The following is a 12,581-nucleotide window of genomic DNA, read 5'->3' on the forward strand; positions in this document are numbered from 1 at the left end:
CCGCCGCGGGCTGCCAGGCCAACCCGGTATTCACGGCGAACCCTCGCCTCAACCCGCTCGATCAAGGAGCCTTCCATGTCCAACCCGAAACTCGAACTGCTGACTCCGGGCAATTGCCAGATCATCTTCATCGACCATCAACCGCAGATGGCCTTCGGCGTGCAGTCCATAGACCGGCAGGTGCTGAAGAACAACACGGTGGCGCTGGCCAAGGCCGCCAAGGTCTTCGGCATTCCCACGATCGTCACGACGGTCGAGACCGAGAGCTTCTCGGGCCATACCTATCCCGAGCTGCTGGACGTATTCCCGGGCCAGAAGCTGCTGGAGCGCACGTCGATGAATTCCTGGGACGACCAGAAGGTGCGCGACGCGATGAAGGCCGCCGGCCGCAAGAAGGTCGTCGTCGCGGGCCTGTGGACGGAAGTCTGCAACAACAGCTTTGCGCTCGAAGCCATGGACCAGGGCGGCTACGAGATCTACATGGTGGCCGACGCCTCGGGCGGAACGTCCAAGGAAGCGCACGACTATGCGATGCAGCGCATGGTGCAGGCTGGCGTCGTGCCGGTCACCTGGCAGCAGGTGATGCTGGAATGGCAGCGCGATTGGGCGCGCCGCGACTCGTATGACGCGGTCATGGAGATCGTCCGGGAGCATTCCGGCGCCTATGGCATGGGGGTGGACTATGCCTATACGATGGTGCATAAGGCGGCGGAACGCACGGCGTCGAAGCACGAAGTCCTGGCGCCAGTCGCCGCCGGCAAGTCCTGATCCCTGAACCCGGCCGTGGCATGCGCGGCGCGGCCCCGGCGCCGCGCGCGCCGCGGCGTGCCAAAGCGAGCAAAACATGAACCAGGCAGCCACCGCCCGCCCGCGGGATGAAAAAGGCCCGTCGCCATTCGCCTCCCGCAATTTCACGGTTCTCTGGGTTGCGACCGTGCTATCGAACATCGGCACCTGGATGCACGACGTCGGCGCCGGATGGTTGATGACGTCCATGTCGCCGTCCCCGATGATGGTCGCGATGGTGCAGACGGCCACGTCCCTGCCTGTGTTCCTGCTGTCGCTGCCCGCGGGCGCGCTGGCCGACATCGTGGACAGGCGACGCCTGCTGTTGCTGGTGCAGGTGGGCCTGTGCGTGGTGGCGGCAGCGCTCGCCTGGCTGGTGTGGGCGGGCCTGGCGACGCCCGTGGCGCTGCTGCTGTTCACGCTGGCGATGGGCACCGGCACCGCACTGATCGCGCCGGCCTGGCAGGCCATCGTGCCCAGCCTGGTGCCGCGCGAATCGCTGCAGCAGGCGATCGCCATCAATAGCGTCGGCGTGAATATCAGCCGGGCCATCGGCCCCGCGCTGGCCGGCTTCCTGATCACGGCGGTGGGGCTGGCCTTGCCGTTCGCCGTCAACGCAGTGAGCTTCCTCATCGTCGCGGCGGCGCTGCTGTGGTGGAAGCCGCCTTCGGACCGCAACAGATCCTTGCCTCCGGAACAGCTATGGGGCGCGATGGCGGCGGGCCTGCGCTATGCCCGCAACAGCAGCGCGCTCAAGGCCACGCTGGTCCGCGCGGTGGCGTTCTTCGTGTTCGCGAGCGCGTTCTGGGCGCTGTTGCCGCTGGTTGTGCGCACCGTGCTGCAGGGCGGGGCGGAGCTGTACGGCATTATGCTGGGCAGCGTGGGCCTGGGGGCCGTGCTGGGCGCTTTCCTGCTGCCCCGGATCCGCAAGGCCTGCGGCGCGGATCGCGTCGTCATGCTGGGCACCTGCGGCATTGCGGTAACGCTGGCCGTCGTGGCGCTGGTGCCGGTGCCGGCCGCCGCCATCGCAGCCAGCCTGCTGGCGGGCGCGTCCTGGATCGCCGTGCTGTCTTCCCTGAACGTCTCCGCGCAGACGGCGCTGCCCGATTGGGTGCGTGCGCGGGGCCTGTCCATCTTTGTGACGGTGTTCTTCGGTTCCATGAGTCTCGGCAGCCTGCTGTGGGGCCAGGCCGCAAGCCTTTTCGGCATCCCGCAGGCAATGCTGGCCGCCGCGGTATGCGCGCTGCTGGCCATTCCCCTGACCTGGCGCTGGAAGCTCCAGCTGGGCGCTCAGCTGGACCTCGCTCCGTCCATGCATTGGCCGGCGCCGGTCCTGAGCGCCGACGTGCGCCACGACCGCGGGCCCGTCATGATTACCGTGGAGTACCGCGTTGCCGAGGCGTCCCGCGAGGCTTTCCTGGAAGCCATGGACAAGGTCGGCGAGCAGCGGCGGCGCGACGGGGCCTACGCCTGGGGAATATTCGAGCACACGGGCGAACCCGCGCATTACATCGAGTATTTCCTGGTGGCGTCCTGGGTCGAACACCTGCGGCAGCACGACCGTGTCACCGTGTCGGACCAGGACCAGCAGGTTTCCGTGCGCCGCTTCCACCAGGGCGATGCACCTCCGGTCGTCCGCCACTATCTGGCCCCCGACCGGGCGAGCAAGGGATAAGCCATGCCGGCATTCGACCGCAACCGCAGGACCACCGTCAAAACGCTGGTCGCGCTGGGCATGGCGCCCGCCGCGGCTCTGGGAAGGAACGCAACCATGAAGATTGAACCCGATCTGATCCTCCACGGAGGCAAATTCACCACCCTGGATCCGTCGCGGCCGCAGGCCGAGGCCGTGGCCGTCAAGGATGGCCGGTACGCCGCGGTGGGAACGGCGGCCGAGATCCTGCCGCAGGCGGGCTCGAATACGCGGGTCATCGACCTGGGCGGGCGCCGCGTGATTCCGGGGCTGATCGACAGCCACACCCACGTGATCCGCGGCGGCCTGAACTACAACATGGAATTGCGCTGGGACGGCGTGCCCAGCCTGGCCGACGCCATGGCCATGCTCAAGCGCCAGGCGCAGAACACGCCGCCGCCGCAGTGGGTTCGCGTGGTGGGCGGCTTCACGCGCCATCAGTTTGCCGAGAAGCGCCTGCCCACCCTGGACGAGATCAACGCGGCCGCGCCGGACACGCCGGTGTTCATCCTGCGCCTGTACGACCGCGCGCTGCTGAACCGCGCCGCGCTGCGCGCCGTGGGCTATACCCGCGACACGCCGAACCCGCCGGGCGGCGAGATCCAGCGCGACGCCAATGGCGAGCCGACCGGGCTGCTGATCGCGCAGCCCAACGCGACCATTCTGTACGCCACCCTGGCCAAGGGGCCGAAACTGGATCCGGACATCCAGCTCAATTCCACGCGTCATTTCATGCGGGAGCTGAACCGGCTGGGCGTGACCAGCGTGATCGACGCCGGGGGAGGTTTCCAGAACTATCCCGAGGATTACCAGATCATCGAGAAGCTGCACGCGGACGGCCAGCTCACGTTGCGGCTGGCCTACAACCTGTTCACGCAGAAGCCCAGGCAGGAGCTCGCGGACTTCCAGAACTGGGGCAGCCAGGTGCGGCCCGGCCAGGGCGACGACCTGTATCGCCACAACGGCGCGGGCGAGATGCTGGTCTATTCAGCCGCGGACTTCGAGGATTTCCGCCAGCCGCGGCCAGAGATGCCGCCCAACATGGAGGCCGACCTGGAGCCTGTGGTCCGGCAGCTGGTAGAGCAGCGCTGGCCCTGGCGGATGCATGCCACCTATGACGAAACCATTTCGCGCGCGCTGGACGTGTTCGAGAAGGTGAACGCCGATCAGCCCTTCGAAGGCCTGCACTGGTTCTTCGATCACGCGGAGACGATCAGCCCGCGCAATATCGACCGCATCGCCGCGCTGGGCGGCGGCATCGCCGTGCAGCATCGCATGATGTACCAGGCGGAGGATTTCGTGGAACGCTACGGCGCGCCGGCGGCCGAGCAGTCGCCACCGATCTCCAGGATGCTGGCGGCCGGGGTGCCGGTGGGCGCGGGCACCGACGCCACGCGCGTAGCCTCCTACAACCCCTGGGTTTCGCTCAGTTGGCTGGTGACCGGCCGCAGCCTGGGTGGCTTGCGCATGTATCCCGCCGCGCAGCGGCAAAGCCGCGAAACCGCGCTGCGCCTGTGGACCGACGCCAACACCTGGTTTTCCAACGAACAAGGGAAGAAGGGCCGCATCGCCGTGGGCCAACTGGCCGATCTGGTGGCCCTGGACCGCGACTACTTCACCGTGCCCGAGGATGAAATCATCGCCATCGAAAGCGACCTGACGCTGCTCGGCGGCAAGGTGGTGTGGGGGACGGGCAGCTTCTCCAAGGACGCGCCGGCGGTGCCTCCGGCGGCGCCGGACTGGTCGCCGGTCCGGTCGTTCGGCGGCTATTTCTCGCGCAAGACGGCGAGCCAGAACAGCTACCTGGCATCGGTCGCGGCCCGCTGCAGGTGCGCCAGCGCCTGCGGCGTGCACGGGCACGAGCACATGGCGGCGGCGCGCCGCGATATGCCGGTGTCCGATGCGGCTTCTTTCTGGGGCGCGCTGGGTTGCGCGTGCTGGGCGGTCTAGGGGCGGCGCCATGACGACGCATTCTGCCGCCGCCTGGCCCTTGTCGCCGTTGCCGGGCCTTCTGGCCCGGCTGGCCCTGACCGTGCCATTCTGGTGGAGCGGCCTGGCCAAACTGCTGGACTTCCCGTCCGCGCTGGCCGAGGTCGCCCATTTCGGCCTGCATCCTCCGATGCTGTTCGCGCTGCTGGTGATTGCCGTGCAGCTGGGAGGCTCGATCCTGCTGATTGTGGGCGCCTGGCCTTGGTTGGCCGCGGGCGCGTTGGCCGTGTTCACGGTGGCGGCGTCGCTGATGGGACACGCGTTCTGGAATCTACCGGACCCGCAGGCCCGGTTCCACGACATGAACGCGTTTCTGGCGAACCTGGGGTTGGTTGGCGGGTTGGCGCTGGGCGCGCAGACCGCCCGGACCAGCCGGAAGCGCTAGGCTTCCAGGCTTTCCATCATGCGCGTGTAGTGGCCTCCCAGGAAGTCGACGAAGGCGCAGATGTTCGTCGATTGCTGGCGGTGCTGCGGGTAGATCGCGCTGACCGGCAGCGGTTTGGGGGCCTGGTGCTCAAGTACCGCGACCAGCTCGCCGCTACGCAGCGCCCCGCCCACGATGAAGCGCGGCAATAGCGCGATGCCCAGGCCAGCGATGGCGGCGTCGCGCACGACCTCGCCATTGTTGGAAAGCAAAGGCCCGCGCACCTCGAATGTCTGCTGTTCGCCGTCCACGGTGAACGGCCAGCCGTTCCTGGCCTCGCTGCCGTACAGCAGGCAATCGTGGCGTTTCAGATCCGCGGGCGACTGAGGCAGGCCGCGCTCCCGCAGATAAGAAGGGCTGCAGCACGCCACCATGCGCAGCTCGCCCAGCCGGCGCGCGATCAGCGTGGAATCGGGCAGGGCGCCGATGCGCAGCGCCATGTCGAATGCCTCGCCGACCAGGTCTACGTGGCGGTCGTTGAGTATCACCTGGAGCTGCAGGGCGGGGTGCTTGGCGAGGAACTCGGCGATCAGCGGGGACAGATGGCGCAGCCCGAATGACATGGGCGTGCTGACTCGCAGCGTCCCATGCAGTTCCGTGCGCCGCCGCGCCATGGCCTGTTCCGCGCGGGCGACGTCGTCAAGAATGCGTTGCGCGTGCGCGTAGAACTCCCTGCCCGATTCGGTCACGGTGAGCTTGCGCGTATTGCGCACCAGCAGCCGGACGCCCAGCGATGCTTCCAGGCCGGCGATCCGGCGGCTGACGAATTGTTTCGATACCAGCAGCTTCCCCGCGGCTGCGGTAAAGCTGCCTGTGTCGACCGCGGCGGCGAAGATACGGACGTCGTCGATTTGCATGGCGCCAGCTGGAATCAAGGGTCCGCCATTTTACTCAGCGCCGTCACGCCGCGGGGTGTTTTCCGTCACCCTGGAGGCGACAATGAATCGCGCGCGGCCTACTTGTCACGCAGGTTGGCTGCGGTAGAGTTCCACAGCATTGGGGCGTATCGCCAATGGGGGAATCATGCCGTTTACCGAAGAGTCGCCAGCCGTTCCGGTCGTGCATCCTCCGCACTGTGTCGCGGCCCTGCGCACGCCATTGCTGGCGGCGGCAAGGTTCCGGCACGTAGGGGACCACGCGGACGCGCATGTGCAGCCCATCCCTCAGGCCCATGCGTATTCGGTGATCTTCCAGATGCAGGATTTCGTGTCGCACAAACTCTGGCGGGACCGGAAGCTCATCCATGCCGGCGGCCACTCCATGGCTTCCATGGCGTTGACCGACCTGACCAACGCCTACGCCTGCCAGCACCTGTCGGACTATGACAATGTGCGCCTCCAGATCCGCAATGACGTGCTCGGCGAATTGGGCAGCGAACTGTATGCAGGCAAGGTGCCTGCCCTGCGCCAGCAGCAGGGCGCCGAGGACGAAACCATGCGGCTGCTGGTCCAGGCGCTTCTGCCCAGCCTGATGCGCCGCGAGCCGGGCGACGAAATGTTCATCGAGCATCTCACACTTGCCATGGTCGCGCATCTGCTGCGCCGCTACGGCCAGACCGGTATGCGGGGCGCCGACGGCAGGGCGGCCGGCAAATTCAGCGGGCTGAGCGGGCCGCAGCTGGCCAAGGCGGCGGAATACGTCGAGGCGCATCTGGCGCAGAACATCACGCTGGCCGATATCGCGAAGCACTGCGGCATGTCCCGCGCAACCTTCGCCAGGGCGTTCAAGGCGGCGATGGGCATGACGCCCTTCGAATGGGTGCGCGAGCGCCGGCTGGAGCATGCAATGGGCCTGCTCAGGCGCTCGGACCTGAGCCTGGCGGATATTTCGGCCGAATGCGGCTTTTCCGACCAGAGCCATTTCGCGCGTATCTTCACCCGGAATGTCGGCCTGGCCCCGCGCGCCTGGCGGGCCGAGCAGCGCAAGTGAACCGCTGAAGCGCGCGCCGGCATCCTGCCCGGCGCCACACGTGCATCGCCGGACGAATGTTGCACGTGGAATGGCGCCTCGTTGGCAAGAAATGCAGGATTTTGCGGGTATCGTGTCAATCTGTAATTGCGCGGCGGCCGCTGGCGGCGCTTCGCGCTTGCGGCCGATCGTGTCCGATGGCCCTGGGCGCAATGGCCGCCAGGCCGCGTTGGCGCCGCCGTTCGAACACCGGATCCGCTGCAAGATTTAGAAACGGTCTGAGCGCCTGCGCGGCCGATTCGTCCATACCCCGGACGTAGAATCCCGCTTTTCATCAGTGCCATCCGGCTGAAAGGACCGAATCATGAAAAAAACTATCCTCCTTGCGTCCGTATGCGCCGCGCTGCTTCAAGCTTGCGCTCCGGCTTCCTCCCCTCGCGAAGGATCGTCCTCCATGCCTACCAACGCCGCCACCTCGCCCGCCAGCCAACTGACGCTGCCCGCCTATTACTGGCGCCTGGCTTCCGCAACCGACGCCTCGGGCAAATCCGTCGCCGCGCTCCAACCCGGCATCGAACACCAGCTGCGACTGGCGTTCTCCAATGACGCCCTGAACATCCGCGGAGGCTGCAACGCGCAGTTCGGCGGCTATACCTATAAAGACGGCGTGCTGCACGTCGACAACCTGGCCTCCACGATGAAGGCGTGCGAACAAAGCCTGATGCAGCTGGACGCCGAGATCGGCCAGCGCATCAAGGGCGACCTGCGCGCCACGTTCAGCGGCGATACCGCGGAACCCGCGCTCGAACTGGTGGCCAAGGACGGCAGCGTCCTGAAGTTCGTCGGCGAACCCACGCCCGAAACCCTCTACGGCAGCACTGGCCAGATCATGTTCCTGGAAGTGGCCGCGAAGAAGGTGGAATGCAGCCACCCCATGATTCCCGGTTACCAGTGCCTGATGGTGCGCGAGCGCCGCTACAACGAGGCGGGCATTCAGCAGCCCACCAAGGACAAGTGGCATCCGCTGTACCAATCCATCGAGGGCTTCGAGCACCAGGACGGCGTGCGCACCGTGCTGCGCGTGAAGCAGTACGACTGGAAGAACCCGCCCGCCGACGCGCCGTCGAAGGTGTACGTGCTGGACATGGTGGTCGAGCAGGACGCTTCCGGGAAGAAGTAGGGACCTCGGAGCAGGCGCCTCAGGCGCCGGACCGGGCGGGCGGTTCCGCATCGCCGGCCCGGTAGAACGTGATCTGGAAACTGCCCGGCAGTTCGAACGCCACATGGTGCCGCACCTGTGGTTCGATCAGGACCTGCTGCCCCGCCGCCAGCACCACCTCGGTGTGCGGGGGATCATCCAGCGTGTAGCGCAGCACGCCTGCATGCACCTTCAATAGCCCCCACGTCCCGTTCTTGGTCGTATGCGCCGAGCGCAGGGCGCCCGGCAGATTGTCGGGCGTGAACACCGGACTTTCCCGGTAGGGCTGCAAGCCTTCGGGCGGCGCATCCGGCAGGCGCGGCAGCGACTGCCGATGCTGCCATACGCTCCAGAGCTTGGCGGCGATGCGTTCGGCCATGGCGTCGGCCTGCGCCTGCAGGGCCGGCCTGCCCAGCCCGGCGGTGACGCCGTGGAACAGGGCGAGCCAACGCTGGAACAAGGGCCACGACAGATCCGGAATGCGCGCATGCGCCGGAATCGGCGCGCCCTTGAAGCGGCGCGTGCCCAATAGCAGCGACGACCAGAAGTCGCAAAGCATCTCCAGGTGATGGTCCCAGTCCGCCACGCGGGCGTTGAAGATCGGCCCCAGTGTTTCGTCCTGGCGCACCTGCGCGTAGAAGCGGTGCACCAGTTGTCGGATGTCGTCCTCGGCGATCGCAGGGGAGTCCGGGGAGGGCGGGGAAGAGGAGGGCTGGGGCATGGCGGAACACGGAGATGATCTGCATGTATTGTCCGCCCCGGCCATCGTTGCGCCGATGACAAAAGTCATGGGAGCCCGCCCGCGGCGGACGCGCTCCGGGTGCGTGGAATTCAGAACGGCCGCTTCGCCGTCGTCGCCAGCCGCGCCAGATACGCCGGGTCCTGCACGGCCCATTGGCGGCGTTTGCCGCTGACATAACCCTGGGTCTGCCAATCATTGAGCAGGCGGCTCAGCGTTTCCGCGCGGATGCCCAGGTGCGCGGCGAGCTGGCGCTGGCTCAGCGGCAGCGTCACCGTGCTGCCCTGGCGCTCGCGCAGCCCCATCAGGTAATTGGCCAGCCGTTCCGGCGCGGAGCTGGACGTCATCCAGTCCACCTTGTTCACCTGGTCGTACAGGTTCTTGCTGAGCGCGGCCAGCAGCTTGAGCGCGAGGTCGGGCCAGCGCCGGCATGCATCGTGCAGCTGATGGCGGCACAAGCGCCAGGCCAGTAACGCGCTGCGGGCGCGCGCCTGCATGGGGTAGCGGCCGTGGGGCATGAACATGGCCGCTTCGGCGATCAGTTGGCCGGGTTCGAAAACGCGGAACACGCGTTCATCGCCGTTGTAGCCGTAGCGCACGACTTCGGCCTGTCCGCTTTCGACCAGCAGATAGTGGAAAGCCTCGTCGCCTTCTCCGAACAGGACTTGCCCCGGTTCGGCGCGCAGGGGGCTGGCGCCGCGCAGCAGGCCGGCAACCACTTCCGGAAGCAGTCCCGGCGGCAGGTCCTGCAGCAGCGGGTGCCTGGCCAGCAGGGCTGCCGGGGCCGGCCCGGGCAGATTGATATTTGTCATTCTGGGTCTTTCAACGTGAATGGGAGAATCTTAAACGATAACAATTCTTATTTGAAATTCAATGAATGATTCAGCTATGCGCCGCCGCTTCTGCGCGGCCGCACTTGGGATGGCCCTGGCGCCCGCCCTGCCGATCGCGCGCGCGGCGCCGCGCCGCCATGCCGTGTTGACGCTGGCCGGCCCGGGAGCCGTGGTCAGCTACCCCTTGATGCACATGGCCGCCACCGGCGCCTTGGCGGAACACGCCGACCGGCTGCGCTTCCGCTTGTGGCAGACCCCCGATCAGCTGCGCACGCTGCTGGTCAACGGAGAGCTCGACTTCAGCGCCGCGCCCTGCACGCTTCCGGCCTTGCTGTACAACCGCGGCATGCCGGTGCGCCTGCTGAACATTTCGGTCTGGGGCATTCTGTGGCTGGTCAGCCGCGATCCGGCCGTGAGGACCTTCGAGAACCTGGCCGGCCGCGAACTGGTGGTGCCGTTCCAGCGCGACCTGCCGGCGGTGCTGCTGGATACCTTGCTGGAAGCGCAGGCCGCGCGCGGCCTGGGGCCGGTGACGCTGCGCCGCACCCGCGACGGCCAGGACGCGATCGCGTTGATGCTCAACGGCCAGGCCGCGCAGGCGCTGCTGGTCGAGCCCATGGCGTCGCTGCTGCTGTGGCGCGCCGGGCAGACCGTGGGCGCGCCCGCGCTTCATCGCGGCCAGAGCCTGGAGCAGGCCTGGCGCGGCGCCTTTCCCGCGCAGCCCTCGTTGCCGCAGGCCGGCGTGATGGCTGCCGCCCGCGTGGCGGACGACGCCGAACTCTGCAGCGCCGTGAACCAGGCGTATGCCGCTTCCGCGCGCTGGTGCGTCGAGCATCCGGCCGAGTGCGCGGCGTTGGTGCGCGATCACCTGCCGCATCTGCCCCTGCCCGCCATCGAGACCGCGATACGCGGCACACGCCTGGAGAGCCGCAGCGCCGAGGCCGCGCGCCCCGAGCTGGAGGCGCTGTACCGCCTGCTGGCCGACCGTTATCCGCAGGCCATCGGCGGCAGCCTGCCGCCCGCCGGGTTCTACGCGCCATGAGCGGATCGCGGCTGGGGCAGGGCCCCCTTCTTACCGCGCCGGCGCGCACCTCGCGCGCCTGGAGCGCCGCGGGCGTGCTGCTGATTCTGCTGGCCTGGCACGTGGCCGCGCGGCAGCTCGGTCCGTTGTTGATGGCCACGCCCTGGGACGCATTGCGCGCCATCGGCCCGCTGGTCCGCAGCCCACAGTTCTTCGCCAACGCGGGTGTCAGCCTGACGCGCATCGGGGCGGGTGTGCTGGCGGGCGCGTCCATCGGATTCGCGCTGGGCGTGCTGGCCGGGCACAGCGCCCGGCTGCGCGGATTGATCGAGCCGTTGCGTTGGCTGTTGATGGCCATGCCGCCTGTGGTCGTCGTGGTGCTGGCCATGCTGTGGTTCGGCCTGGGTTCGCCCATGGTGATCTTCATCACCACCCTGATGATGGCGCCCGGCATGTACGTCAATACCGTCAAAGGCATGCTGCACGTGGACCGCAGGTTGATCGAGATGAGCCACGTCTACCGCTACGGCCCCTGGCTGCGCTTGCGCCACCTGTACCTGCCCGCGCTCAGCGCGCCGTTGCTGGCCGCATTGCTGATTGCCGCCTGCGGGGGCGTGCGGCTGGTGGTCATGGCCGAGGTGCTGGGCGCCGAGAATGGCGTGGGCTATGCCCTGGCCAATGCCCGCAGCACCTTCGACACCGCCGAGCTCTTCGCCTGGGTCTTGCTGATCCTGGGCCTGGTGGCCCTGCTGGAATTCGTGTTCTTGCAGCCGCTGCAACGCCGGCTGGGGCGCTGGATGGAGCCCAGCCATGCTTGAGATGCAATCCCTCTCCTTGCGCTATGGCGCCCGGACCGTGCTGCAGGACGTGGACCTGCGCTTGCGGCCCGGCGAGCGGCTGGGCCTGATCGGCCCCAGCGGCGCGGGCAAGAGCAGTCTGCTGCGCCTGGCCGCCGGCCTCGCGCGGCCAAACGGCGGCGTGCTGCGCAACGCGTTCCGGCTTCCCGTGCTGATGTTCCAGGAGCCCCGGCTGCTGCCGTGGCGCCACGCGCTCGACAACGTCGCCCTGCCATTGCGCGGAGCGGGGCATTCCGCCGGCAAGGCGCGAGCGCTGGCCGGGCAGTGGCTGGCCCGGGTCGGCCTGGACGGCGCCATGCAGTCCTGGCCTGGCGAGTTGTCCGGCGGCATGGCGCAGCGCGTGGCCCTGGCCCGCGCCCTGGCCATGGCTCCCGATCTGCTGATGCTGGACGAGCCCTTTAGCGCGCTGGATCCCGCGTTGCGCCGCCAGCTCGCCGCGTGCTGCGGGGAGGAACTGGCCGCGAGCGGCGCGGCCCTGCTGTGCATCAGCCACGACCCGGAAGAGCTGCTGGGGCTGGTCGACCGCTGCGTCATGGTCGACCGTGGCCGCGTCATGCCAATCGCGCTGGACGGGCCGGGCGGCGGCAGGGGCGGCGCGCAACGCCTGCGCGAGCTGCTTCTGGCGGCCGGCGGGCCGGCCTGAGGCGCGTCCCGATTTCCTGTTTCCCAATACCAGAGCATCGTCATGAACACATATCCGTTTTTGCTCGTCCTGCATCTGTTCGCCGCCTTTGTCTTCGTCGGCACCGTTACGTTCGAAGTGCTGTTCCTGGAGCCTGTGCAGAAGCGCCTGCCCGCGGACGTGCGCAAGGCGCTGGGCGGCCAGCTCGGTCCGCGGGTGCGCGCCGTGGTGCCTTGGGCCGTCCTGGTTCTCTACCTGGCCGGCCTCGGCATGGCCTGGCAGTACCGGAGCGCGCTCGCCAGCCCGGGCAGTTCGTCCTTCGGCCTGCTGCTGTCGATCAAGATCGCACTTGCCTCCAGCGTGCTCGTCCACGTGGTCGTCGCCATGACGCTGGCGCGGCGCCAGCGCCTGCACAGCGCGCTGCGCAGAAGGGTGCACATCAGCGTGTTCTGTCACATGGTCGGCATCGTGCTGCTGGCCAAGACCATGTTCCATCTGTCCTGGTAGGCCG

The 12,581-nt window shown here is 67.9% G+C and carries 13 protein-coding genes; 10 read left to right on the forward strand and 3 right to left on the reverse strand.

Annotated features, from left to right (window positions below):
- Positions 1–75: 75 nt before the first annotated feature.
- From AGI3411_RS04515 to AGI3411_RS04530, 4 genes are all read left to right on the forward strand, one after another.
- On the forward strand, positions 76–768 hold the full coding sequence (locus AGI3411_RS04515) for a hydrolase (protein WP_129526212.1): 693 nt from the start codon (positions 76–78) through the stop codon (positions 766–768).
- A 76-nt stretch (positions 769–844) separates the two neighbouring features.
- Positions 845–2,461 carry an MFS transporter gene (locus tag AGI3411_RS04520; protein WP_129526213.1) on the forward strand — a complete coding sequence of 539 codons (1,617 nt, stop codon included), beginning with the start codon at positions 845–847 and terminating at the stop codon, positions 2,459–2,461.
- Between the two features lie 96 nt (positions 2,462–2,557).
- Positions 2,558–4,429: an amidohydrolase gene (locus tag AGI3411_RS04525; protein ID WP_129526443.1), complete on the forward strand. Its 1,872-nt coding sequence runs from the start codon at positions 2,558–2,560 to the stop codon at positions 4,427–4,429.
- Between the two features lie 10 nt (positions 4,430–4,439).
- Positions 4,440–4,853, forward strand: coding sequence for a DoxX family protein (locus AGI3411_RS04530; protein WP_129526214.1), 414 nt, complete (start codon positions 4,440–4,442; stop codon positions 4,851–4,853).
- Here AGI3411_RS04530 and AGI3411_RS04535 read toward each other — a convergent pair.
- A complete protein-coding gene (locus AGI3411_RS04535) occupies positions 4,850–5,749 on the reverse strand; it encodes a LysR family transcriptional regulator (protein WP_129526215.1) in 900 nt (299 codons plus the stop codon). The genes AGI3411_RS04530 and AGI3411_RS04535 overlap by 4 nt on opposite strands.
- 166 nt (positions 5,750–5,915) lie before the next feature.
- Here AGI3411_RS04535 and AGI3411_RS04540 point away from each other — a divergent pair, with 166 nt between their 5' ends.
- Positions 5,916–6,821, forward strand: coding sequence for an AraC family transcriptional regulator (locus tag AGI3411_RS04540; protein ID WP_129526216.1), 906 nt, complete (start codon positions 5,916–5,918; stop codon positions 6,819–6,821).
- Between the two features lie 433 nt (positions 6,822–7,254).
- Positions 7,255–7,980, forward strand: coding sequence for an META and DUF4377 domain-containing protein (locus AGI3411_RS04545; protein ID WP_244240253.1), 726 nt, complete (start codon positions 7,255–7,257; stop codon positions 7,978–7,980).
- 19 nt (positions 7,981–7,999) lie between these two features.
- On the opposite strand, the gene AGI3411_RS04550 is transcribed toward AGI3411_RS04545, so the two are convergent.
- Together AGI3411_RS04550 and AGI3411_RS04555 are read right to left on the reverse strand one after the other, a co-directional pair.
- Positions 8,000–8,719: a TehB-like domain-containing protein gene (locus AGI3411_RS04550; protein ID WP_129526218.1), complete on the reverse strand. Its 720-nt coding sequence runs from the start codon at positions 8,717–8,719 to the stop codon at positions 8,000–8,002.
- 110 nt (positions 8,720–8,829) lie between these two features.
- Positions 8,830–9,549, reverse strand: coding sequence for a Crp/Fnr family transcriptional regulator (locus AGI3411_RS04555; RefSeq protein ID WP_129526219.1), 720 nt, complete (start codon positions 9,547–9,549; stop codon positions 8,830–8,832).
- A gap of 61 nt (positions 9,550–9,610) precedes the next feature.
- On the opposite strand from AGI3411_RS04555, the gene AGI3411_RS04560 reads away from it, so the two are divergent.
- The 4 genes from AGI3411_RS04560 to AGI3411_RS04575 are packed head-to-tail and all read left to right on the forward strand — an operon-like array spanning position 9,611 to position 12,577.
- Entirely contained in the window at positions 9,611–10,612 is a 1,002-nt protein-coding gene (locus AGI3411_RS04560) for an ABC transporter substrate-binding protein (RefSeq protein WP_244240254.1), read from the forward strand.
- Positions 10,609–11,409 carry an ABC transporter permease gene (locus tag AGI3411_RS04565; protein ID WP_129526220.1) on the forward strand — a complete coding sequence of 267 codons (801 nt, stop codon included), beginning with the start codon at positions 10,609–10,611 and terminating at the stop codon, positions 11,407–11,409. Before AGI3411_RS04560 ends, AGI3411_RS04565 begins: the two co-directional genes overlap by 4 nt.
- Entirely contained in the window at positions 11,402–12,091 is a 690-nt protein-coding gene (locus AGI3411_RS04570; RefSeq protein ID WP_129526221.1) for an ABC transporter ATP-binding protein, read from the forward strand. The genes AGI3411_RS04565 and AGI3411_RS04570 overlap by 8 nt, the downstream gene beginning before the upstream one ends.
- A gap of 42 nt (positions 12,092–12,133) precedes the next feature.
- The gene (locus AGI3411_RS04575; protein WP_129526222.1) at positions 12,134–12,577 is read left to right on the forward strand and encodes a CopD family copper resistance protein; all 444 of its coding nucleotides are present in this window, start codon (positions 12,134–12,136) and stop codon (positions 12,575–12,577) included.
- The last annotated feature ends 4 nt before the right edge of the window (positions 12,578–12,581 follow it).

Origin of the sequence: Achromobacter agilis, from assembly GCF_900496965.1 — a bacterium.
Taxonomy (GTDB): Bacteria; Pseudomonadota; Gammaproteobacteria; order Burkholderiales; family Burkholderiaceae_B; genus Achromobacter; species Achromobacter agilis.